This is a genomic window from Rhizobium sp. A37_96, assembly GCF_053521765.1.
In genome coordinates this window covers 1-26,785 of the sequence record NZ_JBNWDS010000016.1, presented here as the reverse complement: position 1 = coordinate 26,785, position 26,785 = coordinate 1, and the positions used below count along the sequence as shown (strand labels likewise).

Here is a 26,785-nt window from a genome sequence, read left to right as displayed (position 1 = left end):
TCACAATATACGTTATATTAGAATGTATAATGTTTCATCTGACTTCGGAGCCAGCCATGTCTATCATTAAGATTTCTGAGAAGCTGTCGGTCTCGCCGCAGCCGAGCGTCGACGACATCAGGTCCCTGAGGGACAGGGGATTTGCTATGCTCATCAACAACCGCCCGGACGCTGAGGACGCGACACAGCCGGGATCGGAGGCCGAACGCCAAGCAGCCGAACATTGCGGCCTCTCCTACTCCTTCGTTCCGGTCACGCTCGGCACTGTCACCGAAGCGGACGTGCGCGCGTTCCAGAAGGCGCTTGATGCCTCCGAAGGACCGGTTTTCGCGCACTGCAAGTCGGGCACGAGATCTCTCAGCCTGTACTTGATCGGTGAGGTTCTGGACGGGCGGATGGCTGCCGAAGAGGTCGCTGCATTCGGACGTGCCCACGGCTTTGACGTCAGTTCCGCTGCGGCTTGGCTCAAGCAGAACGCGGCAAGCCGACCGCATGTGAAGGGCTTCTTCGACAAGCGCACCTGGAGCGTCCAGTATGTGGTGTCCGATCCCGCAACCGGCAGCTGCGCCATCATCGATCCCGTTCTCGATTTCGATGAGAAGGCGGGAGCCACTGGCACCATCAATGCCGACGCGATCCTCGACTACGTCAAGGAGAATGACCTGACGGTCGAGTGGATCCTCGACACCCATCCTCACGCCGATCATTTCTCCGCAGCCCAGTATCTCAAGGAGAAGACCGGTGCCAGAACCGCAATAGGCGAACGTGTTGTCGATGTTCAGAAGCTCTGGAAGGGCATCTACAACTGGCCCGAGCTCGCCACCGACGGCGCGCAATGGGATCGGCTGTTCGCGCATGGAGAGATGTTCAAGATCGGAACCATCGACGCCAAGGTGATGTTCTCGCCAGGCCATACGCTCGCTTCGATCACCTATGTGGTCGGAGACGCAGCTTTCGTCCACGACACCCTGTTCATGCCTGACAGCGGCACGGCGCGCGCCGACTTCCCCGGTGGCGACGCCCGCATCCTTTGGAAGTCGATCCAGGACATCCTTGCTCTTCCGGACGAGACCCGCATCTTCACCGGACACGACTACCAGCCGGAAGGTCGCGCTCCGCGCTGGGAGAGTACGGTGGCCGAGCAGAAGAAGTCCAACCCGCATCTTGCCGGCGTGACCGAAGAGCAGTTCGTGGCGCTCCGGACGAAGCGCGACAAGACGCTGCCCATGCCGAAGCTTATCCTGCATGCCCTGCAGGTGAACATCCAGGGCGGTCGTCTGCCTGAACCGGAAGCGAATGGCATGCGCTACCTCAAGTTTCCGCTCGACGCATTGCAGGGAGCCGCATGGGAATGAGCACCAACTCAGAGAACGTGATGAAGGTGCAGCTCTCTCCCGCCCAGATGGCCGGCCGGGCCGGCGAGGTTGCCGATCTCCTGAAGACGTTGTCTCACCAGGCCCGGCTGTTGATCGTGTGCACGCTGGTCGAGGGCGAGTTCTCGGTCGGCGTGCTTGAGGAAAAGCTCGACATCCATCAGCCGCATCTTTCGCAGCATCTGACCGTGCTGCGAAACTCCGGCATTGTCGACACCCGGCGGGACGGAAAGCAGATCTACTACCGACTGACCGAGGAGAAGGCCGCGCAACTGGTCTCCGCCCTCTATGACATCTTCTGTGTAAAGGAAGCGACATGACCATCTATCTCCAGTCGCTGAGCGGCGGCATGCTGATCGGCGCCTCCGCGGTCATGCTCCTGCTTCTGAACGGCCGGATCGCCGGCATCAGCGGCATCGTCGGCCGCCTTGCCCAAGGTATCGGCCTGATCACCAATCTTGCGTTCGTGCTTGGCCTCGTGCTCGGGCCGCTCGTCTACCTGCTGCTCGCCGGTGGATGGCCGACCGTCGAGATTACAGCGGGCTGGCCGCTGATAATCGTCGCCGGACTGCTGGTCGGCTTTGGCTCGCGCATGGGATCCGGCTGCACTAGCGGCCACGGCGTGCTGGGGCTTGCCCGCCTTTCTCCGCGATCGATGGTTGCTGTCGCCACCTTCCTATCGACCGGGATTATCGCAGTCACCGTTCTACGAGGTATCGGATTATGAACAGAAACATCTTTCAGTTCGGCGCCGCCCTCGCCTCTGGCATCGTCTTTGGTTTCGGACTGTCGCTTTCGGGCATGCTCAATCCGGTTCGCGTCCAGGGCTTCCTCGACGTCTTCGGAAACTGGGATCCAAGCCTTGCCTTCGTCCTAGGCGGCGCCGTCGCCGTGGCCTTCATCGGAGTAAAAGTGATGAAGCGATTGCGCCGTCCCGTCTTCGACGACACCTTCCACGTGCCCACGAACCGGAAGATTGACGTGCCGCTGGTCATCGGCTCGGCCCTGTTCGGTCTCGGCTGGGGGATCGGCGGCTTCTGTCCCGGCCCGGCCGTCGCCTCTATGTCGGTCGGTATTCCACAGACGCTGCTGTTCGTGGTCGCCATGCTAATCGGCATGACATTCTACGACCGGGTTTGGAGCAGAAGGACATGAGTGACTCCATTCTACTGGCCGTCGGTTCCGGCGGGATCGTCGGCTTCATGCTCGGCCTTCTCGGTGGCGGCGGCTCGATCCTGGCGACCCCGCTCCTTCTTTACGTCGTCGGCGTCGCGCAGCCGCACGTGGCCATCGGAACCGGCGCGCTTGCAGTCTCCGTCAACGCCTTCGCCAACTTCGCGAGCCACGCCATGAAGGGGCACGTGTGGTGGCGCTGCGCCGCGGTTTTTTCGGCGCTCGGCGTCCTTGGCGCGCTGGCGGGCTCAAGCCTCGGTAAGGCGATGGACGGAGACCGGCTGATCTTCCTGTTTGGAATTCTGATGGTCGTCGTCGGCGTCCTGATGCTCAAGCCCAGGAAGCCGACGTCGGCCGAAAACCGGCCGGTCGACCTTAGGATGTGCTTTATCACAGCCGCCGTAGCGCTGGCCGCCGGAGCGGCGTCAGGCTTCTTCGGGATCGGCGGAGGCTTCCTGATCGTGCCGGCTCTGATGCTGGCGACCGGCATGCCGATGATCAACGCGATCGGCACTTCGCTCCTATCCGTCGGCGCCTTCGGATTGGCAACCGCGCTGAACTATGCCGCGTCCGGACTGGTGGACTGGTGGCTTGCCGCAGAGTTCATCGGTGGCGGCATCGCAGGCGGCCTCCTCGGCTTGACACTGGCAACGCGTCTGAGCGCCTACAAGAACATACTCAACCGACTGTTTGCGGTGCTCATCTTTGTCGTCGCAGGTTACATCTTCTACCGGAGCGTGGCATCCAGGACTGCAGGGTGATGCTGCGCCTACAATGACGCGTTCGTGCGGCGTTGCGGAGCCCAACGCGGTGACGTAGCACCATCAAGGATCCGTCAGTCCCGAAGAAGCCCGAAGCGAAATGCCTCGTCCATGAGCGCTTTTACTGACGAGGGCTGCCATTTCCGGCCGCCGCGAACCGGACGCTCTCCCATCTGATCCAACTGTCCGGCAATGTCGCGCAGTGACAAGCTCGGATCCGCGATAGCGATTGCCGCAACGAGCTTCATCTGGTGATCGTCGACCGGCCGACGGGGAGAGCGGGCCAACAATTCGGGGTCCGCGAGCTTTTCGCGAACCATCCGATGAACCGCGCGGCGCAGGCGTTCCACCGTCCAGTCATGGCCGCGGCGATTGAGAACCCGTACAACGTTGTCCCAGCTATGTTGCGGGCGGAGCTGTCGCACCATCGGCAGCCAGGTCTGCGCGGACGAGATCAGCTCGTCGAGATAGAGTTTTTCTCGTGCCTTCGACACCGCCTTGATTGCCTCTGGCCGCCGCTCTCGCAGTCCGGGGTTGCCCGGCAACTTGCCACGTGCTTTCGCGGCCTTGATACCTGCCTTGGTCCGTTCGGCGATCAGCGCCCGTTCAAGCTGTGCGACGGCGCCGAGAACCTGGAGGGAGAACATGCCCTGCGGTGTGGACGTGTCGATCGGATCGCGGATCGATCGGAAATGGACGCCGCGCTCTTCAAGATCCTCGATCACTTGCAAGAGATGACTGACCGAACGAGCGAGGCGATCCAGCCGGACGACGACGAGCACGTCGCCAGCGGCGAGCTCGCCGAGCAGTCTGGTCAGAACCGGCCGGGCCCGTGATGCGCCGGATCCGTGCTCCTGAAATATCCGCTCGCAGCCGGCCGCGCGCAACTCGTCCATCTGTGCGTCATGGACCTGATCGTCGGTGGAGACGCGTGCATAACCGATAAGACGTCTGGTGGCCGGCGACGGTTTGGCGGCTTGCCGTTTTGCCATGGTTTCTCGCCCAATTTTCCGGTGCTCTGTACAGATAATGAATGCGTGAGAAAATGAACAGTTGCAAGCGTGTTTTATCGGGCAAATGCAGCCCCGCCAGACACGAAATCCAATGTCGAACGGGCATCCGGCAGCAATCGGCGTGAAACGCACCCTGGCGGCCATCCTTGGCGGAAATGCCGGAAACTAGGGCGTTCGGGGGAGGGGAGGGGTAAGAAGCGCTGACCGAGGGAGGGATTGCAGAGAAATCCGCGCTGGCCTGAGAGAAGAGTGCCCCTCGCCGAGGCTCTTGTATCCACCGCTATTCCGCCGATCCTCGCCGAAAGCTGCCTGAAAGGCCGGAAAACCAAGCGTTTCCGCTCATTCAGGCCGACCGACATCTGATTTGCGCCGCGAAATCAATCTACCATCGATAAGGGGTACTTATCGATGGTTATAGCCGCACCTAACAATCATACCATGTGAGGAACAGTAATATTGTACTAGAGTTCCTTTAGCAAATCATTTACCATGATTTCAATGGCTTACGATCTCGCGAGAATCAGCATGACAGCCCTGATGCCGCCGGCTTTCGACGCCGGTGTCGCGCTTACCCGTCTCGACGAGCGCATCGCCCGTTCACCGGTCGGCGCCGGCTTCCTCGAACGCCAGAATTTCGCCGACGCCTGCGCCTCGCTGTGGATCGACGGCGAGCTCGTCCATCTCGAAGACCTCGTCCTCCACGATGCCACCCGCGATATCCGCACCCCAACCCACGAACTCACCATTGCCCGCGACGTGCTGCGCACCCGCCGGCGCATTGTTGCGCAGTCGCCAGATTGGGCGTTATCGCCAGAGGGTATCAGAATTCTGCGACAAACGTCGGACATCACTGCGACCGGCGCCGAGGCGATGGAAGCGGCCGGCGTCATTCCGCCGGCGGCCGCGGTGAAGTATCCGGAGGGGGAGGATGTCGAAGACGTCGAAAATGTTCCCGGTGTTGATCTTGCCGCCATCGATGCAGTGCTCGCCCGATCGGAGGCGGCGATCGAAAACGCGACGCGTCCCGGCCGCGCCGGTGGCCAAGACAAAGATCCGATGATCTATGATCTCGACTGGGACGAGGATGCCCGGCTCGACGAATGGCGCGGCGTGCTGCGGCAGGCTCAAGATATGCCAACAGTGCTGCAGGCGATCGTCGCCCTCGATGCCTGGAACGAGATTTCGGTCCTTCAGCACGCACCATGGCTCGGCCGGCTGTTTGCGGCCTCGATCCTTCGCCAGGCCGACGTCACGACCGGCGCGCATCTCGCCGCCATCAATCTCGGCCTCAAAACCATTCCCGTCAATCGGCGCCGCCACCGCGACCGGGAAACCCGACTGCTCGCCATTGCCCACGGTCTTTTGGCGGCCGCCGAGATTGGCCTGAAAGAGCACGATCGGCTGACGCTCGCGCGAAAATTGTTCGAGCGGAAACTGGAAGGGCGACGGACGTCATCGAGATTGCCGGAACTGGTGGAGCTCGTCATGGCAAAGCCGCTTGTTTCAGCCGGGATGGTGGCGAAAACGCTCGAGGTCACGCCGCAGGCGGCGCGGCGGATCGTCTCGGAGCTTGGCCTGCGCGAGATGACCGGGCGGGGGAGGTTTCGGGCGTGGGGGATACTCTGAGCGCTGAAAAAGCTGCGTCCTCCGCGGATCCGCGTCCCAGGCTCGCAGGGTTCAATCCCAATATTTCAGCCGAGATGGTCGTTCACCGAGGCTTCGCAAGGCTTCTCGGGCAGTCCTCTTTCCTCTATGAAAGGGAGGGAAGGCGGAAATCCTGACCAGCCTCCGAAACCTTGATTACATATTGGCCAACTTTCGCTGCGACGTCGAAGCTGATCCGGCCACGACCTAATTTCTCTGTTATGTCCTGCCGCATCACTGCGAATACAGAATGCCGTCCGCCCAAGGTTGATCGTAGGAATCGGCGCTAGAACGGGATATCGTCGTCCAGATCTCTCGAAAAGTTTCCGCCCGTGGATCCGATCGTCGTGACGGTAACTTCGCCCTCAATGATCGCGAACGGCGATGCGCTTCCGACGACATGGTGACGTCGTGCCAGGCGCTGTGCCGTCTCCGTGAAGGGAGTGGTTCCCTCGTTACCATTGGCGATCATCAGTCCGGCCTCTGTGTAATAGGAGATCAAACGTTCAAGTGTGCTCCGCGAGATTTTGAAGCAGCCAGTCGTGTCGACTGTCGCCAACTCTCCCGCGATTGCCGACGCGATCATTATGCATGAGTCGTCGTGATCGATGTTGAAATAATACTCCCCATTCCAGTCGTTCGTGGAGACGTCGAGATTGGAGAAGAATAAGGGAAAGAAGGATATCCAGGACCCCTGGATTTTGGCGGAGCTCCCGCGCTTCTTGTCATTGCTCGAGGTCAACGGAAGTAGCGTCAGAGTAATTAGCTCATCGGCGTTCGGTAACTTGGGAAGCGGTATCTCTACGCTGAGATTTCCCAGCGCAACACGGAATTTTTCATTTTCTTTGCGGACCTCATTCAATTCCTCAAGCGTGTCGATACTTGCGACAGCGTCTCCTCGAATCCAGCCTACACGCGGCTTGGTCGCCTTCGCGTGATCTAGGGCCTCACGAACAGCCAACTTAAGATCGCCGAGTGTCGTCCAAGTCTTCCGCAGGCGCTTGTGCTCAGCCTCCTTGATGAAATCTTTCAGAAATTGCCGTCCCGCATCAGCTGGCTCGAGCTTCTCGGCCGGGATCTTTCCCGGTTCTCCGTGAAGCATCACCAGAACAGGGACACCTTTCTCCACGGCATATCGAAACTCTTTGTGGGTATAGCTGATGCCGTCTTCGGCCGGGCTGCCGTAACGTCCCGCGATGATAAGGACGTAGTAGTCACACTTGTCGATCAGGGACTTGATAAACTCGAACTGATCTTCGTCGGCGGCTGGAAAGGACTCCATTTGCACAGGAAAGTCCCCCATGCTTATGATTACATCCTGTACCGCGCGGCGCTCTTCGCGGAGATCCTGAAATGTCGAACTGATGAAGACCTGATACCGCTTGTCGTGCACGTTTGGTTCCTCTGAGGCCAACGGGGTAAAACATTAGTTGTGTCCGTCGAAAAGGTCCATGACTGCAGGTAAAGGTGGCTACGCGGCACGCAGTACTCCACAGCTTCCCCGGTGCGCTGGTCCGAACCGAACTGGAGCGAGTCGGCGGGTATCTTCAGGAAATATATCGAAGTCCCATGTTTATCAGCCCCGATACGGCGCTCGCTCTGAAAAAAATGTATCTGGCTATGACAGAATCCTGCATGTTCGGGCCATCGAAACAGCACACGATGATCGATCAGTCCTGAAGGAGAGCGGCCAAAAGTGACATGGAAACAGGTCGATATGGAATCCATGGTAGCCGGACCAATCGCGCAACCGCTCGTCGGTAAAAGTGCGTCATATCCGTTCCAAGTCTCCATCGCATGTTGGATTGATCTGCTGGGTTATGGTGGCATGATTGCAGCTGCGGATTTCAATCCGCTTCACGCCAAATCAAAGGAGGCGTTGCGGCGGCTCCGCGGTTTTCATAAAATCGTCGCAAGCCACAGTGCGCGCCATTTTCCGACGCTGGTCATGAACGATGGAGCGGTCGCCTACCGCGATCTTTCGCTGAGATCGCCTTCGGTAACGTACGATTTCCTGGTACGCTCCTGGGGCCTGTTCAGCGAAATCAAAGACTTCGAAACCGCCGCTGGACATCCTGGCGCCCGCATGGTGTTGGCTTGCGGATTTCGCATGCGCGGGAGGCGGGCGGGCATGGATGCCTCGGCTAGCCAGTTACGATCCATACTCGCCCGATTGGAGGAGGGTCGGATCAACTCGGAGCAGGCCGTTCGTGAAGCGGCATCAGTGCGACCTACCTTTGACATCATCCCACAACTCCAGGCGAACTTTGCCTTCACCAAGGCCTATGTCGCCGAGTCGTCGGGAAAGGCAGGCGGGATTGCGGGTGCAAATTTCTACGTCGATCTGGCGATTTTCGATCGACTAGATTTGGACTGGATTACGCTTGGCGAAGCGATCAATTGGTCGCATCCAAGGCTTGGACTATCTGCAGACTTTGCGTCCGTACTGGGCATCAATTGTCGAAATCGGACCCCGGTTTCTCCTGAAGGCGTTCGCGATGGTCTGCAAATCGCTGAACAACTGACCAGTGATCCCAATGTTCTTCACGCCCTGAGGCAAGCGAAGGACATATAGAAATGCGCGCGAGTGACCTGTACGCCTTGAAGGCGCACATGATTGACAACGAGAAGACTTTAGCCTATATTCCGTCAAAAGATGGAGGCTGACGTGCCCAGCATAGCAAACGAGAACAGTGAGCGTATGAGTTTGAGGGTGCCTGCCACGGCCAAGGCTAAACTTGTGCGCGCTGCGGCGCTTCGTAATACCGATCTGACGGATTTCGTGACGCAATCCGCCCTGCGAGAAGCAGAGGCTGTGATCGAGGAAGCCGAGACGATAAAAGTGTCGAAGCGCGATCATCTTCGCATTCTTGAGCTTCTGGAAAATCCGCCTAAACCTAACGCCAAGCTGCGCGCGGCGATTGCCGGTTTGCCTGGCAGCCTATGACTTTACCTGCATGGCATGAGGAACCGATCGCTAAGTCTCACGGTCGGGCAGTCTTCGATTGCGGCGACGCCCAGATGAACGAGTTCCTGCTCCGCTTTGCCCGACAAAGCCATGAACAGAATGCCTCGAAGACCTTCTGTGCTATCGACGACGCAGTGCCCGGCCGTATTCTTGGGTTCTATACAATCGCGCCTTCGGCAGTCGATCATGCGACTGTGCCTGATGCAATGACACGCGGTCTTGCCCGCCATGATGTGCCGGGCTTCAGGCTTGCTCGACTGGCTACCGACCGCACGGTTGCCGGCCAGGGACTGGGAGGCCGGCTCCTAGCCGCCGCAGCGCTCCGCTGCCTGCGACTTGCAGGTGAGGGCGGGGGACTTCTACTGATCATCGATGCCAAAAGCGAGCGAGCCGCCAACTGGTACGCTTCCTATGGTGCCGAACCTTTGAAGGACAAGCCGCTAACTCTCGTAATGCCGCTTATCTCCTTCGCGGCCGACTTGCGTGCCAAAGGTCTCCTATGATCCCTTAAGGCGCGGGAACACGATTGATTTCGCCGCATTACGAACTATCGCATCGTGATGATCATCTTGAGGATAAGCTGTACCACCAATGACCATATGGCGAGCCGGCGCCTGCGGCGGCCCGGCTAGAGAGGAAAAAGGCCGAAGCGGCCTTCGTCAGCCATTCCGGAGAAATGAATGACCCGATTGCCGAGTTCGACATCGGACGGCGGATCCATGTTCTCAACGATGATGGCTTGTCGGTCCCTGTCGAGGCCGAGAAGGTATCTGTAAAAGTTCCCATTTAGATTAGTGTCGCTGAGATCATCCTCTGCACCGTCGGGCTCGCGGTAAGATAGCAGAGGAGAGTCAAGCACAACGATCCCGGGGTGAGGCAGATCATTGTCGGCGCAATATTGCATAAGAGAAATCGTGAACGCCGACTGCGTAATGGCCCTGAGCCCTTTTCCGTAGGACGTTCTCGCTTTCCCGGACACCACAAGATCTTTGGCGGTTGTGTCGAAGTGCACATGCTCGACCGCAGGGAAACCCCATTGCCGGAGCACGCTTTCAACACGTTCCGCGAACGGGGCCGCCACGGTATTTGTCAGGCGATTGTTGGACGTGGCATCGCCTGTCCCCCCTTCGTTCTGCCGTTCCAGGTTGGCCTTGCGAGTTGTGAGATCATTCAGATTGCTAAATAGACCGAGCGCTTCGCGTACGTTCGCGCCCTTGTCCGCGAGCTCCTTGTATGTTGCGCGTTGTCTTCTAAGGTCAGGTGATACAACGGTCTCGATCTCAATTGAGAGTTCGCTCAGTGAATTCCTCATATGGGGAAGCGATTTCCGAATTGATTGCGCCTCCGCGTTCAACGCGGCAATTGTAGTCGTCAGCTCGGATTGCCGCGATTCGATTTTTTGCATCTCCGCCTCGGCTGCTGCGACGGTCACCGCTACATCGCCGTGGCAGACCGCACTGGGATCGTGATGGTCGGGCGAAGCACCGCATGTGGGGCAGACCTCCTGTTGGAGAACCGAAAAAAAGCTACCCGCCTCGCGGATACCTAAGAGGCGCTCATAGTCCGAAATGTAGTGCTCCCGTAGAAGATTGAAGCGGTCAAGCAGAGTGGCAATTTCCGTGTATCGATCGTTGGTAATCTCGAGCTTTTGGATGATGGCCCGCCTTCTGGAGGAGATCGCCTTGAATTTTTCCTCGGTGAAGGCGAGCTGTTCGGCGCGATTGTCCATCGCTCTCGTAAGCCGCTCCTCCTGATCAGACAGTTCGTCGCGTGAGCCGGATATTGTCGTGATACGTTTTTGAGCATCCGCGATCAGCTGATCGAGAAGATCGATTTGGGCCAGTCGCTTCTGGTCTTCGGCGGACGTGCTTTTGCGTGACAGGAGCGCTGTGTCATCAACGCCGGTCAACAACATCGTGAAGACGGACGTATTTGCCGTATTCGCCGTATAGTTCCCATCGGACAGGGGCGAACGCTTCTGGATGATCTCCTCCTCGTTGACGATCGCCAGCCGCGCAATGTTTCGGAAGCTCAGCGCCTGCGTTTCATCCTTAGCATTCTTTTTGATCCGCTTGTTTGAAAGGCCGATCTTGGAAAGAAGAAACGACGAGAGGTTCGTTTCATCGCGCTCGTTGTGAATTTCACCAAGGGGAGTCCCCTCAGCATCCGGGATCGACGTATGCAGACCCTCGAAGGCCTGGAACTGTCCACCGGCCATGCTTCGAAGCAACGTCGTTTCCGATCCGTCGTCGAAAGCAATCGCGAGCAGTACGCGATCATAGCCGTTCGCCTGCGGGATATCGGGAAGAGGGGCCTTGCCGCCGAGCATAAAATCTATCGCTTCGACAATATAGGACTTCCCTGTGTCGGAAGCCCCATAGACGACATTAAGGCCGGACTGAAACGAAACGACCGCCGGTTCTTTTCCCGAGCCGTGAAAGCAAAGGTGACGGATCTGGAAGCCTGAATATGTCATTATGTCGGTCCGGATGCTTCGTCTTGAAATTCAGAGACCCAGTTGGTGAGAAGATTGCGCATCAGATCGTCAAAAGCTTCATCATCGCAGTTCTGGAAGTAACCTGCGAGCCATTCGGCGCGCTCGTACAATTGTCGGAGATATGGCGTTTGAAGCGCGGTGACAAAAAACTCCGCATTGTCTCCAGCCTGGAACAGGATCCCGCTTTCATCGATAACCTGCTCGACTAGCCCTCGGGACATCATCAGCGCCACGGCAGATTGAACAGACTTTCTTCGGACCTGCGTGACGGGTGACATGATCGGCGTCGGGGGATGCAGGTCCGCTGGTCCGTCGAGGACACTCGTTCGCACGACAAGATAATCCATGGCGGTCAGCCGGTTCAGATCTACCGCCCGGGGGAAATGCGCATGCAGAACGAAGACGGCCCTCACGCCCGTTTCGAGCGACCCGTTGAAAGCCGAGACCGTAGGCTTTAACGGCGCCATGTCAGCTTCCCATCGTTCGCAAGCTGATGACAAATTCCCCGGCGGTCGGTGGGAAAAGCGCTTCTGTTCAGAGGATGAGCGTCAAGAACTAAGGACTGCGCTTTCTCGGTTACGGCGACGACGCGCGCATATCCGTCCGCGTGTTCTCCGTCGTGAGTGTCCAGCACCCCGTCCAGTATCTCGTTTTGCAACCCCTCAAACGTACCAGGCTCCACTTTCTCGCGCACGAAGACCCGCAGGGACTCCGCATGATAAAAGGCCTCACGAGATCGATGAAAATGGGATTTCAAACTTGCCCATTTATCGAGATGCGAGACCGCAACGATTGTCTCGCCTTTGTGCTCTGCATAGGCATCGAGCAACTTGCTTGTATAGGTCGCCTCCGTCTCTCCGATCTCGACAGGGACAGCGTCGGGCCTCGGACGGGAGGGCAATCCGCCACCGAAGCGGCCGATGTGATAGGGCGTTCTAGAATGGGCTTCGATGATCGTTCGGGGCTGCTCGGCCGAAAAGATCCGAAAATCGAAATCCCCGACGTAGTCGAGGAATTTTCCCTCCAGGGTGACGGGCCCGGTCGAGGTGATTTTTCCGGAGATGGTTTTGTCCCACTCCGCAATCACCCTCGCTTTCAGTTTGTCCGCATTCGAGAGCAAGAGCGACAACGATGTCGAAGCGCCTTTCGGCGCGATGAACCGACATGCCCTTGGAGCTTTGTATTCTTGTGAGAAAGAGTACCAGAGCATCTTCCCGATTTCAGGCGCGACTACGCCGAAACTCAAGGGTGACGTGTAGTGCTTGCACTGGTGATTGTCCCAGACACCGAGCAGCTGGTCGGCGTCACAGAACCCAGCAATATCGATGCCTTTATCTCCCGCACCGGTCGGTCGCATAACGCTGACATACGTGGTTTTGAGCGAATGGACCCATTCGTCAATGAACGTTTCCCATTCGCTGGCTTCATAAATCTGGATGATCTTGAGAGGGTCGATTTTTGGCCCGTTCTCGAAATCGCTTGCCAGAATGATTCTTGCTGATGGCAGGTCTTTCACCGCATTCTGTAACGACATCAGAGTTGCCTGCATTTCAGCCTTGTTCTCGAAGCAAGATGGTAGCTTGGATAAGGTGTAAGTCTTACCAGTAGCAAGGACATATGCAATCGAAAGTATATCATGCGGCGGGAGAGTATCGCTATTTTCAACCAATTTCCGCCGCCGGAAGTCAGCCAAGCGTGGCCGCGCGATGGCGGATGACCACAGACGAGGACTGGAGTCTGCAAGCCGCTGGAAAACAGCAAATATCGCCTTTTCGCGGTCAAGATAATTGAGGGGCTGTAGGTTCGTATCCTTTCAAGAGCTTAGATCTGAGTGCGAGGATCTCAGAAAATCTAGAAAAGCGCGCATTGCCTTGCTGCTTGACGTCGGCACCTATCAGCAACAGCATTCCATAGCGACCCTTTATCTCGCTACTGTCACCATCGTCTGCTGGACGCTCAGCACTCGGCAAGCCGTGATATTTACGATTGCAGTCGCGATGATCGCTGGGGCGCGTTACCCGATGTTAAATCCCGATCCTGACTTCTGAACGGGTTACGATAACAACCTCGGACTAGTAATTTCGTTTGGCGTCAACGCGGCGGTCGTTATGGAGGCAAGGGAAAGGTCCAGTTGGTGATGGTACCGCGTCCGAGCAGGTTCCTGCCAACCGAGACTTCGAAATCGTAGGCGGCTAAGAGCAAAAACTCCGGTCGATATCTGACATCGGCGGTTCTGGCGAGCATGGCGGCCTAAAAGGCGAGTGACGAAAAGCATCGCGTGAAGACGGAAAGTTCCAGACTGCCCAATGGCATTCAAAACCAATAAACCAGGCCGGCAGGGAAACTGCCGGCCTGGAAGTGTATTCAGAGGGCTTTGTCTTCGTCCATAGCCGCCGAAACTAGTTTATCCCGTTCACGCAATCCTCTGTTGAAGAGCCTTGCTACGGTGGTCGTCAGCTTCCCAATTGCTGCTGGGTCACGGTCGATGCCCTTCGCAGACGCGACTTCCTTAACAACGGCGGCACATAGGCGCGCATCTTCTCTCGAAATAGGAACTGCCATTCTCGTAGTTCCAAGATGGCCCACCGCGCAGAGGCGGCGGGCCATATCTCAGCTTAGAAGTCCATGCCAGCGCCGGCCGGGATCGCCGGAGCGGCATCCTTCTTGGGCTTTTCAGCGATCATTGCTTCAGTGGTCACGAGCAGGCCAGCGACAGATGCCGCATCCTGGAGTGCCGTACGCACAACCTTGGCCGGATCGATGACGCCTTGCGCGTAGAGATCGCCATACTCGCCGGTCTGGGCGTTCCAGCCGAAAGAGAAGTCGGTCTCCTCGCGGAGCTTGCCGACGATGACGGAGCCTTCGGCGCCAGCATTTTCGGCGATCTGGCGCACCGGTGCCTCGATCGCGCGGCGCACGATCTCGATGCCGACCTTCTGGTCCTGGTTGGCGGTTGCGAGATTGTCGAGTGCCTTCACGGCACGCAACAGGGCCACGCCGCCGCCCGGCAGGATACCTTCTTCCACGGCCGCGCGGGTTGCATGCAAGGCATCGTCCACGCGATCCTTCTTTTCCTTGACCTCGACTTCCGTCGAGCCACCAACGCGGATGACGGCAACGCCGCCAGCGAGCTTCGCAAGGCGCTCCTGCAGCTTCTCGCGATCGTAGTCGGACGTCGTCTCCTCGATCTGCGCCCGTATTTGAGCGACGCGTCCGTCAATCTCGCCCTTGGAACCAATGCCATCGATGATGGTGGTGTTTTCCTTCTCGATCGCCACCTTCTTGGCACGACCGAGCATGTTGAGGGTCACGTTCTCGAGCTTGATGCCGACGTCGTCGGAGATGACCGTTCCACCCGTGAGGATGGCGATGTCTTCGAGCATTGCCTTGCGGCGGTCGCCGAAGCCCGGCGCCTTGACGGCAGCAATCTTCAGGCCGCCCCGGAGCTTGTTGACGACGAGCGTTGCGAGCGCTTCGCCTTCGACATCCTCTGCGATGATCAGAAGCGGCTTACCCGACTGGACCACGGCTTCCAGAACCGGAAGCATCGCCTGAAGGTTCGACAGTTTCTTCTCGTGGATGAGGATATAGGGGTCCTCGAACTCGACGCGCATCTTGTCCTGATTGGTTACAAAGTAGGGGCTGAGATAGCCGCGGTCGAACTGCATGCCTTCGACGACTTCGAGCTCGGTGTCGGCGGTCTTGGCTTCCTCGACGGTGATTACGCCTTCGTTGCCGACCTTTTCCATTGCTTCGGCGAGATACTTGCCGATCTCCTCGTCGCCATTGGCAGACACTGTGCCCACCTGAGCAATTTCGGCATTGCTTGTAATCTTGCGAGCGTTGGTCTTCAGTTCCTTCACGACCGCGTCGACGGCAAGATCGATACCGCGCTTCAAGTCCATCGGGTTCATGCCGGAAGCAACCGCCTTGGCCCCTTCCTTGACGATCGCCTGGGCGAGAACAGTTGCGGTGGTGGTACCGTCGCCGGCAAGATCGTTGGTCTTCGATGCCACTTCGCGCAGCATCTGGGCGCCCATGTTCTCGAACTTGTCTTCCAGTTCGATTTCCTTGGCGACTGAAACACCGTCCTTGGTAATGCGCGGCGCGCCGTAGGACTTGTCGATGACAACGTTGCGGCCTTTTGGGCCAAGCGTGACCTTCACGGCGTTGGCAAGGATATCGACACCACGCAACATGCGTTCGCGTGCATCGGTGTTGAATTTGACTTCTTTCGCAGCCATTTGTTCACTCCTTCAATAGGCAGCTTTTTGACTGATGGGCGGTAATGCGTGATTACGCTGCCCGCTTCTGCTCGGCCTGAGCTTCGATAACGCCCAAGACGTCGCTTTCCTTCATGATCAGCAGGTCTTCGCCGTTGATCTTGATTTCGGTGCCGGACCATTTGCCGAACAGAATGCGGTCGCCAGCCTTGACGTCGAGCGCCTGGGTCTGGCCAGCCTCGTTGCGCGCACCAGGCCCGACGGCGACAACTTCGCCTTCCTGCGGCTTTTCCTTGGCAGTGTCGGGGATAATGATCCCACCCTTGGTCTTTTCTTCGGATTCGACCCGGCGAACAAGAATGCGATCATGAAGCGGTCGGAACGACATGTTTTCCTCCATTGGACAAAAAAGATGACGCAAAATCCCCTACCGGACCGGGTGACCAATCCGGACGGGTGCGAACCTCATCCGAGCGTTCGCAGGCAAAATTTATTTTCGAGATTTTTCGATTTCAAGAGGGTGAATAGGAAAAATTAGCACTCGATCCATATGGCTGCTAACGTGCTGAAAAGGAACAATAAACAGCTCTGCGAATTCAGAAAACCATTGATCACTGCAAAATTTTACGTCACCTTCGCAATGTCATGAAACGGAGATGAAGCATGCAATTCTCGTCGGATTTCGAGCGTCAGCTCAATGGCTATGGACTGACCACGGCGCATATCCTCTACCGCATTCCCGATTTTGAATCGGTCCTGCAGACCTACGTCTGGCAGGACTACGATCTCGCACCTGATTTTCCGGAGATGCACAGGTTCCTGGACTTCTGGCAGGCGAAGCTAGACGGGCCTCTCCACTCCGTCCGCTACAGCCACCAGCGGCTGATCGGTCCGAACGAATGGCGCCGGGTCGAGGGCGAGTTCAAGCTTCACTAAGCTCTTGAATTTGATTTTTCCGCTTCCCAGCTCATCGACCGCCCGAGACGTGGAACTCGGTGTGCGTCGATTGTGTATGGAGTGACACCTGCATGGAAGCGAATATCAGCATCATCAAGAATGTTGGCATCGATGAACGCGAAGAGATCATCGTCGATTTTGCCAGGTGGCTTGAGACCGCCTCAAAAGAAGCGCTGGTTTACGGAGAAGGCAAGTTCGCAATGATGTCCGCCAGCATGGCAGAAGCCATGCGGGTCAATGCAGACGAACTTGCTCGCGACAATCCCGAAAAGACCGAACGTGTGCTGCAGCAGGCGAGCGCCATGATGGCTCAGTTCAAGGCTGCCTATCCCCATCGGGTTATAAGTCGATCCGTCCATTGAGGGGCGATGAGGCGGACTTGTCAGCGCGTGGATAAGGAAATGCATTTCGCCGGCAATGATGCGAGCGGATGAAGTTGAAAATCATCTGATCTAACGGGGGACGAATTTTTTCGCGCCACGGATCTTGAAACCGAAATTCTCGAAAACCAAATCGTTTGCCGCCAGCTGCTGAAGACAGAGCTGGCCTCGCTGGAAGCACCGTCTTTCGGCGCTTCTGTACCCATGTTGCTTCAAGGAGGATATGGCTATGGCAACATCTTACGACTATGCACCGCTATACCGTTCGAGCGTTGGCTTCGATCGCGTCTTCAATCTTCTCGAAAACGCCCAGCGCGCCCGCTCGATCAGCGATTGGCCGCCCTATGACATCATCAAAACGGGCGACGACAGCTACCGGATCTCGATTGCGGTCGCAGGGTTTGAACGGGATGATCTCGATATCACCTTCCAGTCCAACCTGCTAACTGTCACCGGCAAAAAGCAGGAGGCCAATACTGAGGGCTATCTGCATCGCGGCATCGCCGGACGCCCGTTCGAGCACCGGTTCGAGCTTGCCGACCATGTGCGGGTGGACGGCGCGGATTTGAGCAAGGGTCTCCTGTCCATCGAGCTTGTTCGTGAAATCCCGGAAGCCCTGAAGCCGCGGAAGATTTCCATCCAGAGCACGCCTGCCTTAACGTCGGCCGCTCCGGCTCAGATTGAAGCACAGAAGGCGGCTTGATCGTTAAGTTCATCCAGTGAGTCAGGGGCGCCATTCCCGTGGCGCCCGTCAGCATTCCGGGTTGGGAAGGAGACAGCGATGAAACCCGATATGTTTAGAGAACCAGTCACCATCCTTGTCGGTCTGGGCTTTCCGGCCGAGGTACGAAGCGCAACGGATGCGTATCGTCATCTTTGCGAATGGCCAGCGAGGTTGAGGGACCATGCCCACGCCGTCGCCTTGAAAGCCTGCGGCGCGGCGCTGCGTGGCGAGATCGAGGCCGAGACGGCCCGTGGGCTGTTTGCGGCATTTGCCGAGAAACACGATTTGCTAGCGCCGGAAACGAGTGCCATTGCCGCTTCGCGCCTGAGGCGGGATCGGGATCCGCATATCAGGTGAGGAGGTGGCCATGCACAGCGAACTTCAACGGGCTGCCAACGACGCAATGGCCATGGGACCAGCGGTTCTGATTCCAACCCATCAGCTTTGCCGGCCGATCGATGTCGTGCGCGCGGCATCCCTTTCGATCGATGATCGCCGGGCAATCCTAGCGGCCTGGGCATCCGACCTTTACGCGGTGGATTCGCAACCGTCCCTGCGGCAGCTGCCGGGAACGCCCAGTCCGGTTTCGATCGACGAGGTGCAAGCGGCGTTAAAAGAACTTGATCGCCGATCTCATTATTGAGCGGAATGCTGGGGAGCAACCCATCGTTTGGGTGCTCTCGATGTAAGCCGAGACAGTCTCAAATCCGGCAATCGAGGGTGCATCCGAGTCAAATGACCGCTTTGGTCCGGAGACGTTTCGCCGATTTGTCGTCGACAGGCTATCTCGTCCGTGGCGTGCCGAAAGCTGGCTCCACGAGAGCAGGTAGTCCTCACTGGGCCTACGGGTCCACGGGGAACCTTGCTCCCGAACTTTGACGCTCCGTTGGGCCTTATCGAGCGATGTCACTTCTGGCAATGTCTTCGGCGCCGACCGGCTGAAAACAGTGGCACCCAGATGCGTTCAGACTGCCAACATCGTGCGGATCATCGTTACCACTTCATCGGATATATAGGGCTTGGGCATAAAGGGCGAGCCTTTTGGAAGCGTCTCTGCTCCCGGGAAGCGGTGACCGGATGTCACGATGATCTTTATCGGCGGCCAGCGGTCTCGAACGAAGCCGGCGAGCCGAATGCCGTCCATCATGCCCGGCATATCCACGTCTGTGAATACGAGCGAAACTTCAGGATGTTGTTCAATGATTCTTATCGCATCGTCGGCGGAGCCTGCCTCCAACACAACAAACCCCTCATCCTCCAACTCTGCGGAGATCGACAACCGAAGAAGGGGCTCGTCCTCGACAACGAGCACGACTACAGGCTCCGTGGGCATTTGCTGCTCGCTTCTTTAGAGGATGCTCCCGAGATATAGCGCGAGCTGTTATGTCATTTGACATAGCTATGCCTCTATCCTGGAAAATCCAGTGGCGACCATCACAGTTACGATCGGTAGCGTCACTTTCATCAGCGCCCTATGGCTCACGTCTTTTTAACGATGTACCGGCGCCGGTCGAGCGAGCAGTTTTTGAACAGATAAAGCGCTATTGAAATAGTGCAGCGTGCCACACATTGACACACGCAAAGTTCCATGAGACGAGCCAGTCATGGCCAAACGTCTCACACGCAATTTCTCGCTGACCCCGGAGCTTGAGGGGTTCATTTCCGAATGCCTGTCGTCAGGTGACTACGGCAATGCCAGTGAGGTCGTTCGATCAGGGCTGCGCTTGCTTCGCGACGGTGCCAAACCTGCGGCACCACTTACAGCAGCATGGCCAATCGGAGGCGGGGCATGCGGAAAGATCATCCGCGAAAAGGACTGGTCGAAGACTGCGCTTGGGCCAACGAGCGGCTGGTCCGTCGAGCTCCGCACCACGGTTGCCAACATCGTCAATTCGCCGGTTGCGAAAGTGCTGATGTGGGGACCCGGCCATGTAATGGTGTACAACGACACCTACGCCAGGATCGCGGGAGAAAAACATCCTGATGCTCTCGGCAGCAATGTCGCGGAAGTCTGGTCAGAAATCTGGGACTGGAACCGCGAAATGATCGAGGCCGGCCTTCGCGGCGAGCTGCGTTCCTATCACGATCAAAGCATGATGCTCATCCGAGATGGGCGGTCCGAGGAATTTATCTTCGATCTCTTCTACACGCCTGTTTATGAGGCCGACGGTAAAATCGGCGGCGTGATGTGCACGGTCGTCGACAACAGCGACCGCGTCGCGATGGAAAAGCGGGTCAATGACAGCGAAGGCCAACTCCGCCGCGTGACCGATGCTGTGCCGATGCTGATATCATATGTCGACCGTCAGCATGTTTATCGCTTCGCAAATCATGCCTACGAGGCGTGGTTCGGGATGAAGGCGGATGACATGATCGGTAAACACATCGCCGCAGTAATTGGTCAGGGGCCATACGAAAACCGGCGGCCTGACATTGATCGCGCATTGGCTGGTGAAGTCGTGACAGGCGAGGCCGACATGCCGGTGAAGGGCGGCGCGCCGCGTCGTCTCGAAATTCGTTACGTACCGCATGTCGAAGCGGACGGATCAGTCCCGGGCGTCTACATCCTTGGCATAGATATCGAAGATCGTGCTGTGCGCGAAGCCGAGCTCGAAATGAGCAATAGCCGCTTTCGCACGGCTATGAACGCGGTGCATGGCGTTCTCTGGACGAACAGCGCGGATGGCAGAATGGTCGGCGAGCAGCCGGGCTGGGCAGCACTCACCGGTCAGACGTTCGATCAATATCAAGGTTTCGGTTGGGCGCTAGCCGTGCATCCGGATGACATGGATGCCTCAGTCGCGACCTGGAACGCGGCTGTCGAAGCCAAATCCATGTATCTGCATGAGCACCGCGTCCGCCGACACGATGGCGCCTGGCGCCAGTTCGCTATCCGCGCATTGCCGATCATCAGTTCCAAGGGCGATATCGTCGAATGGGTGGGCGTGCATACTGACATTACGCACCAGCGTGCAGCCGAGGCGGCGTTGCGCGATCAAGCGGAAGCGCTTGCGCGCCAGGTTCGTCACCGGGAGCGGGCCGAAGAGCAGCTCAAGCAGCTGAATGAAAATCTTGAGGCGCGGGTGATCTCCGAAATCGCCGAGCGCCGCCAGGCGGAAGTGAAGCTGGCGCAAGCTCAAAAGATGGAAACAGTCGGGAAACTGACCGGCGGCGTCGCGCATGACTTTAACAACCTACTCCAGGTGGTCAGCGGCAATCTGCAACTCCTATCGAAGGAGGTCGCCGGGAACCAACGCGCCGAGGCTAAAATCGCGAACGCCATGGCCGGCGTCTCGCGAGGTTCAAAACTCGCCAGCCAACTGCTTGCCTTCGGGCGACGCCAAGCACTCGAACCCAAAGTTGTCAATATCAGCCGTTTCGTCCGTGACATGGATGACATGATCCGCCGCGCGATCGGTGAAGCCATCGAGGTCGAGACGGTTGTTGGAGGAGGACTTTGGAATACCTTCATCGATCCTACACAGATCGAAAATGCTCTCCTTAACCTCGCGATCAACGCACGCGATGCCATGGAAGGGCGAGGCAAGCTCACCATCGAGCTGTCAAACGCGCATCTCGACGATACCTATGCGCGCACACATGACGAGGTCACCTCCGGTCAATACGTGATGATGGCGGTGACCGATACCGGTTCCGGCATGACGCCGGAGATCATCGATAAGGTGTTTGAGCCATTCTTTTCCACGAAGGCGGAAGGCAAGGGCTCCGGTCTTGGGCTGTCAATGGTTTACGGCTTTGTCAAACAGTCGGGCGGCCATGTGAAAATTTACTCGGAAGTCGGCCACGGCACGACGATCAAGCTCTATCTGCCGCGCGCAATGGAAGCGGAAGATATCGAGGTTACCGTCGACAATGGGCCGATCGTCGGGGGCACGGAAACTGTTCTCGTCGTAGAGGATGACGCGCAAGTCCGCGAAACCGTCATTGCGATGCTGAGCGACCTTGGATATCGCACGCTGAAGGCGGTCGATGCATCGAGCGCGCTGACGGTGATCGACAGCGGCATTCCGATCGATATCCTGTTCACCGACGTCGTGATGCCAGGTACGCTGAAGAGCCCCGAACTTGCCCGCAAGGCGAAAGAACGGCTGCCGAACATCGCCGTGCTGTTTACGTCTGGCTACACCGAGAACTCGATCGTTCACGGAGGCAGGCTGGATGCAGGGGTCGAGCTGTTGTCGAAGCCCTATACCCGTGAGGCGCTGGCTCGAAAATTCCGGCATGTTCTGGCCAATCAAGCTCAGCGCGAAAATCCAAAGTCAACGATCCTCCCACCAGAAGCACTGCCAAAGCTGAACACGCCGGTGATGTCCGCCGAGAGCGCAGCGGCGGCGACTGCGGAAAAAGTCGGACGCGTGACGGTATTGCTGGTCGAGGACGATGTGCTCATCCGCATCAATACCGCCGAGATGCTGCAGGATGCCGGACTGATTGTCGTGGAAGCGGGAAGCGCGGAGGAAGCCAAGGCGGCGCTGCAGACGATGCCAGTCGATATCCTCATGACCGACCTCAATCTCCCGGGCGCATCAGGATTAGAGCTGGCGGCTGAGGCCAGGGCTCTTAACCCGTCAACGACGATCATATTCGCCACCGGGGACCCGTCTGCGGTCCGTCGTGAGGCAGGTGCAATCGTGTTGGCGAAACCCTACAACGCCGCGAAACTCGCTGATGCCCTAGCCAGTACCGGGGCATATCGGTTTGCAGAAGGAAACCCGGCACGCAGCGGCGCCGGCGAAGCGGAAGAAGTATAGGTGCAGCGAGCGCTCCCGAGCCTGAAAACGACCTTGTGGTGGGACTTGCTTGCGGCGCCGTGACGTTGGCCGCCCATACTGGTAGTAAAAGTAATGCGCGGATGAAAACCACGGGGCGATGAATTGGACTTCATGAAAATGCCGAAGTCGCTCGAAGAACTGCTCAACGAGCTGGTGTCCTGGCTGCTGTTTTATCCGATAACCATGTGGCGCTCGGTCTCAAGGCCACTCAACATGATGCGCTACGCCGATACCTAACTCGCCGACAGGCCGGAAGACAAGTACGAAGATACTCTGAGCCCGCCACTGTTCCTGCTGATCACGCTTCTGCTTTCCCAGGGCCTGTCCGGATTGCTTCCATCAGTCTTTGATCCCGCCGAGGCTGCCAGGCAGCTCGGGTCCGGATCAAACCTTCTCATCGCAAGAGGGGTGATCTTTGGCGTCTACCCGCTTTCGATGTCGGTCACGTTGCTTCGATGGAAGCAGGTCGGAATTACCCGAGACACGCTTCGACCGCCGTTCTTCAGCCAGTGCTATGTGGCAGCACCCTTCGCGTTCCCCTTTCTGCTCGGCATTGATTTCTTCAGCATGCCACTGGAAATGGGAATTCTGCCCGGCGTTATCGCTGTCGCAGTCGCCTTGGTGTGGTACGCACAGGCGCAGATCCGCTGGTTCACGCGAGATCTGGAGATCAGCGCAATCAAAGCGACGATTACCTTCATCGGGGCGTTCATGATCGCTACGGTCGCCGCGCTGTCGGTTGCCGTGATGATCAATCTCGATGCGCAAAGTTTTGTTCCCGGGGCAATTTGATTTGTCGGACTTGCCAAACGTGCAGGAAAGATGAATGCGGGTATTGTGGTGCAGCCTCGGAACGGGTCTCAGCGCTTGTCGGCATGCAATCCGACAAGCTCGTCCGTTGTCAGCATGCTTGGTTGTGCCAGAATGAATGCAACTAAAGAATGTAAGTAAAAGTATTTCAAAACTAATCGTTGACGCGGCGCGTTTGTTCCCCTATTGATACGACATCGATCTTTTGCTTGCCGAGCTTTGTTCACCGCGCGATTGGCACCGTGCTCTAAGCGAACTTCTCTTTCAAAAATAGTCGGTTTTTACCTGCGTGGCATCCGCTCCGCAATTCCTCACTCTATGCTTTGAAAGGGTTCATCATGACCACTGGCACAGTAAAATGGTTCAATTCCACCAAGGGCTTCGGTTTTATCCAGCCTGACAACGGCGGCGCTGACGCCTTCGTTCACATTTCTGCCGTTGAGCGCGCCGGAATGCGCGAACTCATCGAAGGCCAGAAAATCGGCTTTGAACTCGAGCGCGACATGAAGTCGGGCAAGATGTCGGCCACCAATCTTCAGGCTGCCTAAGGATATCCGCTTCCCTTTGACCACGGATGTACTGGCACTGCCGGGAGCGATTATCAGTGTGGGGCCAGGCATTACGCCTGGCCTTTTTCGTTTTGGCCTCATGGCCAACATCGAGGAAATTCATGACAGAGACATACAGTAAATCCCGCCGGCAGGCCGAGGCGGCTTTCGGCAATCTCCAGACTGAGTTCTTTGCCAAGAACAATGCGGCGGAAGAGCTCCAATCCGTGGCCCAGGCACGTGATGCCAAAACTGTCAGGCTGCGCGAAGCGCGGCTGGCCAAGGAGCAAGCCGACCGGATCTCCGCAACATCGGCGCTGCTCGCCAAACGATCCAAGGCCAGCTGATCATCCCGAATACCCACATCAGGATAAAAATTTGAAACACGCCAGAGACAACGAACTCACCGACCGACGCTCCGCTGCTGCGGACGCAAAGGCAGCTCTTCTCACAGCCTACCGCGCAGCAAAGACCGCGGCAGAGCCATCCCAAGCCGCAAGACAGGCGGAACGCATCTCACTTGTTGAAGCCCGAGAAGCGCGCCGTGCGGAACGGGAACGACTGAAAGTCGAGGAGCGTACCCGCCTTGACACTCTTGCTGCCCAAGAGCAGGCAGCCATCGCGGCAGCAGCGACAGCCGAGATCGAGGCGCGACGGTCGGCGGAAAATGCCCGGATATCGCGCGTCATCGAAGACGAGGCCGCCCGCAAGGCTGAACGCGACAGGCGCTACGCTGCCCGCAAAGCCCGGCAGGCTTAAAATCCAAGTGCCCATCTTCTCGGAGATGCGGCCGTGGAACAGATTAGGGCGTGATATAAAGTCGCGCTCGAACTTACTCATTCCTTGGGAGCCTTTGATGGCACCGGACACGAACGAGCTGCAGGCAATCAATACCGCCTGGCAGATAGCGATCCAGGAAATCCTGCGCATGGTCATTCGTGACATGTACCATGGCGCTGGCGAAGAGGCCTTCAGCGCCCATATCAAGCGGATCGAAGAAGCGGCTGTCGACAGCATCCAGACCGACTTGAGGCTTCGCGGCACCAGCGAATGGACGGAAATGCTGGTCAAGGAACGGGCCAGCATTTTCGTGACGACACTGTTGACGTCTTTTACCTACGACGGTGCCTGACAGCAGTAGACGCTGATCGAAGCGCTCGTCTGCATCTCAGGCGCGCCTCGCTCAAACTTTTTGATGGTTTGGGAGGTTGATCTGTCAGGCACCTGCCTAAATCACTCCAACGTCACAGTGAAAGCCGAGCAGTCGGGCATGGATGAACACAGCGCAGAACGCCTCGCAGCCATCGTCGAGTCTTCTTTCGACGCGATCATCAGTAAAGATCTTTCAGGCACGATCGTCAGCTGGAACAAGGCGGCCGAACGCATGTTCGGCTATCCGGAGACTGAGGTGGTCGGACAGCCGATCTATCTTATCATCCCCGACGACAAACGGGATGAGGAGGCGGATATCCTGCGCCGGCTGAAGCTGGGGGAGCGGATCGAGCCGTTCCAGACGACCCGACGCCATCGAGACGGGCAGATTGTCCCGATTTCGATCACTATTTCTCCAATCAAAAGCGGGGCCGGTAGACTCATTGGTGCATCGAGCATCGCCCGGGATATCTCGGAGACACGCGAAAGCGATCGCCGGCTTCGCCTTTTGATGCGGGAAATCAATCATCGCGTCAAAAATCAGTATGCTGTCGTGCTTGCCGTTATCAGGCAAACGGCGACACGCTCCCGCTCAATCGAGGAATTCGAGAAGCGGGTTCGCGAACGGGTCATGGCGCTCTCTCATTCTCACGATCTTCTGTCGCAGGTCGAATGGGCCGGCGTCAGCCTTGCTGATCTCGTCTCGCATCAACTCCAGCCATTTGAAGTTTTCCAACCAGTCCAGGCCCTCGGCCCGAAGTTGATACTCGACGCCAATGCCGTCCTCAATCTCGGTATGGCCTTCCACGAACTGATCATGAATGCGATGCGCTTCGGCGTGACCGATAACGGCGGCATTTCCGTGACGTGGGGCCTGACGCACGGCGACAACGGGGACACTTTCGAACTCCTCTGGTCCGAGCCCGCGGTTGCTTATGCTGATATACTCGCACAGGAGGAAGGCTTTGGCGCTCTCGTTCTATCGCGGCTGGTGCCGTCCGCTCTGTCCGGTCAAGCGAAATGGACTTTCACGGAGGGGCGCATCGTCTGGAAGCTGACGGCACCACTTGCACGCATCCAGATCGGGCTTGGCTCTGCCGTTTCGTTATGACGAAATCGGACCAAGGGCCTTCTTCGCAAGATTGTGCGTTGGTTCGTTGACCAAGAGCATCGGAGAGATCCGCGCGTCTCATTGGCCTGCTGCCGGTTTTTCGGACACCGAGTTAGGCTAATCCTACCTTGATTTCAAATTCCATCGGGCTGAGATAGCCCAGTATCGAATGCCGTCGCTTCGGATTGTAGAAGCGTTCAACGTAGTCGAACACGTCTGCCTTAGCATCATCCCTGGTCCTATAGACCTTGCGAGCTGTCCTTTCCGTTTTGAGTGATGAGAAGCAGCTTTCCATCGCGGCATTGTCCCAAACGTTGCCGGATCGGCTCATCGAGCATGTGATGCCGTGATCGGCCATGAGACGCTGGAACTGCTCGCTGGTGTACTGGCTACCCTGGTCCGAATGGTGGAGAAGCGCATCTGGCTTGCCTCTGCGCCAGATGGCCATGATCAGCGCATCTGTGACGAGCTGGGCCGTCATGTTGGCGCTCATTGACCAGCCAACGACACGGCGCGAGAACAGGTCGATGACGACAGCCTGTGTTTCGGCGTGGAATATTGGCTCTGACGCACATTTGCTGCTGTGCAGGTCTACGACGCACCGATCAACCGCGCCTGCAGGAGATCGAGTTTTGCTCTTCCGTACATCTGGCGCTTA

General features: G+C 57.6%; 30 protein-coding genes and 1 pseudogene. 22 read left to right on the top strand and 9 right to left on the bottom strand.

Going from position 1 to position 26,785, the window contains the following annotated elements; all coding sequences use genetic code 11:
- Positions 1 to 56 precede the first annotated feature (56 nt).
- From blh to ACQZ6J_RS28185, 5 genes are read left to right on the top strand one after another with little or no spacing between them, the layout of a single operon-like run.
- On the top strand, positions 57 to 1,355 hold the full coding sequence (blh, locus tag ACQZ6J_RS28205; protein WP_047636078.1) for a bifunctional sulfur transferase/dioxygenase Blh: 1,299 nt from the start codon (positions 57 to 59) through the stop codon (positions 1,353 to 1,355).
- Positions 1,346 to 1,693 carry a sulfite-sensing transcriptional repressor BigR gene (gene bigR, locus ACQZ6J_RS28200; protein WP_112636353.1) on the top strand — a complete coding sequence of 116 codons (348 nt, stop codon included), beginning with the start codon at positions 1,346 to 1,348 and terminating at the stop codon, positions 1,691 to 1,693. The genes blh and bigR overlap by 10 nt, the downstream gene beginning before the upstream one ends.
- Entirely contained in the window at positions 1,690 to 2,100 is a 411-nt protein-coding gene (locus ACQZ6J_RS28195; RefSeq protein WP_047636066.1) for a YeeE/YedE family protein, read from the top strand. The genes bigR and ACQZ6J_RS28195 overlap by 4 nt, the downstream gene beginning before the upstream one ends.
- Positions 2,097 to 2,528 carry a YeeE/YedE family protein gene (locus ACQZ6J_RS28190; protein ID WP_047636067.1) on the top strand — a complete coding sequence of 144 codons (432 nt, stop codon included), beginning with the start codon at positions 2,097 to 2,099 and terminating at the stop codon, positions 2,526 to 2,528. The genes ACQZ6J_RS28195 and ACQZ6J_RS28190 overlap by 4 nt, the downstream gene beginning before the upstream one ends.
- A complete protein-coding gene (locus ACQZ6J_RS28185; protein ID WP_183079491.1) occupies positions 2,525 to 3,307 on the top strand; it encodes a sulfite exporter TauE/SafE family protein in 783 nt (260 codons plus the stop codon). Before ACQZ6J_RS28190 ends, ACQZ6J_RS28185 begins: the two co-directional genes overlap by 4 nt.
- Before the next feature lie 74 nt (positions 3,308 to 3,381).
- Here the strand turns inward: ACQZ6J_RS28185 and ACQZ6J_RS28180 are convergent, their stop codons facing one another.
- A complete protein-coding gene (locus ACQZ6J_RS28180; protein WP_047636069.1) occupies positions 3,382 to 4,299 on the bottom strand; it encodes a recombinase family protein in 918 nt (305 codons plus the stop codon).
- A gap of 510 nt (positions 4,300 to 4,809) precedes the next feature.
- Between ACQZ6J_RS28180 and ACQZ6J_RS28175 the strand changes: the two genes are divergently transcribed.
- The gene (locus ACQZ6J_RS28175) at positions 4,810 to 5,946 is read left to right on the top strand and encodes an RHE_PE00001 family protein (RefSeq protein WP_052227963.1); all 1,137 of its coding nucleotides are present in this window, start codon (positions 4,810 to 4,812) and stop codon (positions 5,944 to 5,946) included.
- 304 nt (positions 5,947 to 6,250) lie between these two features.
- Here the strand turns inward: ACQZ6J_RS28175 and ACQZ6J_RS28170 are convergent, their stop codons facing one another.
- Positions 6,251 to 7,357 carry a DUF4062 domain-containing protein gene (locus ACQZ6J_RS28170; RefSeq protein WP_052227964.1) on the bottom strand — a complete coding sequence of 369 codons (1,107 nt, stop codon included), beginning with the start codon at positions 7,355 to 7,357 and terminating at the stop codon, positions 6,251 to 6,253.
- A 303-nt stretch (positions 7,358 to 7,660) separates the two neighbouring features.
- On the opposite strand from ACQZ6J_RS28170, the gene ACQZ6J_RS28165 reads away from it, so the two are divergent.
- From ACQZ6J_RS28165 to ACQZ6J_RS28155, 3 genes are all read left to right on the top strand, one after another.
- Complete coding sequence (locus ACQZ6J_RS28165) at positions 7,661 to 8,539, top strand: hypothetical protein (protein ID WP_244509909.1); 879 nt, start codon at positions 7,661 to 7,663, stop codon at positions 8,537 to 8,539.
- A gap of 81 nt (positions 8,540 to 8,620) precedes the next feature.
- Complete coding sequence (locus ACQZ6J_RS28160) at positions 8,621 to 8,911, top strand: type II toxin-antitoxin system TacA family antitoxin (protein ID WP_077472898.1); 291 nt, start codon at positions 8,621 to 8,623, stop codon at positions 8,909 to 8,911.
- Positions 8,908 to 9,435 carry a hypothetical protein gene (locus tag ACQZ6J_RS28155; RefSeq protein WP_047636070.1) on the top strand — a complete coding sequence of 176 codons (528 nt, stop codon included), beginning with the start codon at positions 8,908 to 8,910 and terminating at the stop codon, positions 9,433 to 9,435. Before ACQZ6J_RS28160 ends, ACQZ6J_RS28155 begins: the two co-directional genes overlap by 4 nt.
- Positions 9,436 to 9,560: 125 nt before the next feature.
- On the opposite strand, the gene ACQZ6J_RS28150 is transcribed toward ACQZ6J_RS28155, so the two are convergent.
- The 5 genes from ACQZ6J_RS28150 to groES form a co-directional block, all read right to left on the bottom strand.
- A complete protein-coding gene (locus ACQZ6J_RS28150; protein WP_047636071.1) occupies positions 9,561 to 11,408 on the bottom strand; it encodes an AAA family ATPase in 1,848 nt (615 codons plus the stop codon).
- Positions 11,408 to 11,896 carry an ABC-three component system middle component 2 gene (locus ACQZ6J_RS28145; protein ID WP_068391577.1) on the bottom strand — a complete coding sequence of 163 codons (489 nt, stop codon included), beginning with the start codon at positions 11,894 to 11,896 and terminating at the stop codon, positions 11,408 to 11,410. The genes ACQZ6J_RS28150 and ACQZ6J_RS28145 overlap by 1 nt, the downstream gene beginning before the upstream one ends.
- Positions 11,884 to 13,098: an ABC-three component system protein gene (locus tag ACQZ6J_RS28140; protein ID WP_246662471.1), complete on the bottom strand. Its 1,215-nt coding sequence runs from the start codon at positions 13,096 to 13,098 to the stop codon at positions 11,884 to 11,886. Before ACQZ6J_RS28140 ends, ACQZ6J_RS28145 begins: the two co-directional genes overlap by 13 nt.
- A 946-nt stretch (positions 13,099 to 14,044) precedes the next feature.
- Positions 14,045 to 15,673, bottom strand: a complete 1,629-nt coding sequence (gene groL / locus ACQZ6J_RS28135) for a chaperonin GroEL (protein ID WP_068391566.1) — start codon at positions 15,671 to 15,673, stop codon at positions 14,045 to 14,047.
- Between the two features lie 52 nt (positions 15,674 to 15,725).
- The gene (groES, locus tag ACQZ6J_RS28130) at positions 15,726 to 16,040 is read right to left on the bottom strand and encodes a co-chaperone GroES (RefSeq protein WP_068391602.1); all 315 of its coding nucleotides are present in this window, start codon (positions 16,038 to 16,040) and stop codon (positions 15,726 to 15,728) included.
- A gap of 275 nt (positions 16,041 to 16,315) precedes the next feature.
- Between groES and ACQZ6J_RS28125 the strand changes: the two genes are divergently transcribed.
- From ACQZ6J_RS28125 to ACQZ6J_RS28105, 5 genes are all read left to right on the top strand, one after another.
- Positions 16,316 to 16,588, top strand: a complete 273-nt coding sequence (locus ACQZ6J_RS28125; protein WP_068391563.1) for an usg protein — start codon at positions 16,316 to 16,318, stop codon at positions 16,586 to 16,588.
- Positions 16,589 to 16,680: 92 nt separating this feature from the next.
- Positions 16,681 to 16,971, top strand: coding sequence for a hypothetical protein (locus tag ACQZ6J_RS28120; RefSeq protein WP_068391561.1), 291 nt, complete (start codon positions 16,681 to 16,683; stop codon positions 16,969 to 16,971).
- Positions 16,972 to 17,218: 247 nt separating this feature from the next.
- Positions 17,219 to 17,692, top strand: coding sequence for an Hsp20 family protein (locus ACQZ6J_RS28115; protein ID WP_068391558.1), 474 nt, complete (start codon positions 17,219 to 17,221; stop codon positions 17,690 to 17,692).
- 78 nt (positions 17,693 to 17,770) lie between these two features.
- Positions 17,771 to 18,070 carry a DUF982 domain-containing protein gene (locus tag ACQZ6J_RS28110; protein ID WP_068391555.1) on the top strand — a complete coding sequence of 100 codons (300 nt, stop codon included), beginning with the start codon at positions 17,771 to 17,773 and terminating at the stop codon, positions 18,068 to 18,070.
- A gap of 10 nt (positions 18,071 to 18,080) precedes the next feature.
- Positions 18,081 to 18,356 carry a hypothetical protein gene (locus ACQZ6J_RS28105; protein WP_068391552.1) on the top strand — a complete coding sequence of 92 codons (276 nt, stop codon included), beginning with the start codon at positions 18,081 to 18,083 and terminating at the stop codon, positions 18,354 to 18,356.
- Positions 18,357 to 18,677: 321 nt separating this feature from the next.
- On the opposite strand, the gene ACQZ6J_RS28100 is transcribed toward ACQZ6J_RS28105, so the two are convergent.
- Complete coding sequence (locus ACQZ6J_RS28100) at positions 18,678 to 19,025, bottom strand: response regulator (protein ID WP_449086496.1); 348 nt, start codon at positions 19,023 to 19,025, stop codon at positions 18,678 to 18,680.
- Between the two features lie 292 nt (positions 19,026 to 19,317).
- Here ACQZ6J_RS28100 and ACQZ6J_RS28095 point away from each other — a divergent pair, with 292 nt between their 5' ends.
- The 8 genes from ACQZ6J_RS28095 to ACQZ6J_RS28060 all read left to right on the top strand — a co-directional run bounded on the left by ACQZ6J_RS28095 (position 19,318) and on the right by ACQZ6J_RS28060 (position 26,127).
- Positions 19,318 to 22,485: a type II toxin-antitoxin system ParD family antitoxin gene (locus ACQZ6J_RS28095; protein ID WP_068391546.1), complete on the top strand. Its 3,168-nt coding sequence runs from the start codon at positions 19,318 to 19,320 to the stop codon at positions 22,483 to 22,485.
- Between the two features lie 132 nt (positions 22,486 to 22,617).
- On the top strand, positions 22,618 to 22,743 hold the full coding sequence (locus ACQZ6J_RS28090) for a hypothetical protein (RefSeq protein ID WP_275507236.1): 126 nt from the start codon (positions 22,618 to 22,620) through the stop codon (positions 22,741 to 22,743).
- A 93-nt stretch (positions 22,744 to 22,836) separates the two neighbouring features.
- On the top strand, positions 22,837 to 23,298 hold the full coding sequence (locus ACQZ6J_RS28085; protein WP_449086495.1) for a hypothetical protein: 462 nt from the start codon (positions 22,837 to 22,839) through the stop codon (positions 23,296 to 23,298).
- 356 nt (positions 23,299 to 23,654) lie between these two features.
- Positions 23,655 to 23,864, top strand: coding sequence for a cold-shock protein (locus ACQZ6J_RS28080; RefSeq protein WP_068391543.1), 210 nt, complete (start codon positions 23,655 to 23,657; stop codon positions 23,862 to 23,864).
- A gap of 122 nt (positions 23,865 to 23,986) precedes the next feature.
- Positions 23,987 to 24,211: a hypothetical protein gene (locus tag ACQZ6J_RS28075; protein ID WP_068391540.1), complete on the top strand. Its 225-nt coding sequence runs from the start codon at positions 23,987 to 23,989 to the stop codon at positions 24,209 to 24,211.
- 31 nt (positions 24,212 to 24,242) lie between these two features.
- Positions 24,243 to 24,623, top strand: coding sequence for a DUF6481 family protein (locus tag ACQZ6J_RS28070; protein ID WP_077472900.1), 381 nt, complete (start codon positions 24,243 to 24,245; stop codon positions 24,621 to 24,623).
- Positions 24,624 to 24,720: 97 nt separating this feature from the next.
- Complete coding sequence (locus ACQZ6J_RS28065; RefSeq protein WP_068391535.1) at positions 24,721 to 24,996, top strand: hypothetical protein; 276 nt, start codon at positions 24,721 to 24,723, stop codon at positions 24,994 to 24,996.
- A 63-nt stretch (positions 24,997 to 25,059) separates the two neighbouring features.
- Positions 25,060 to 26,127 (top strand): sensor histidine kinase, encoded by a 1,068-nt coding sequence (locus tag ACQZ6J_RS28060; RefSeq protein ID WP_449086494.1) that lies wholly within the window; start codon positions 25,060 to 25,062, stop codon positions 26,125 to 26,127.
- 112 nt (positions 26,128 to 26,239) lie between these two features.
- Here the strand turns inward: ACQZ6J_RS28060 and ACQZ6J_RS28055 are convergent.
- Positions 26,240 to 26,665 (bottom strand): annotated as a pseudogene (locus ACQZ6J_RS28055) (IS3 family transposase); the annotation flags it as partial.
- Positions 26,666 to 26,785: the final 120 nt, after the last annotated feature.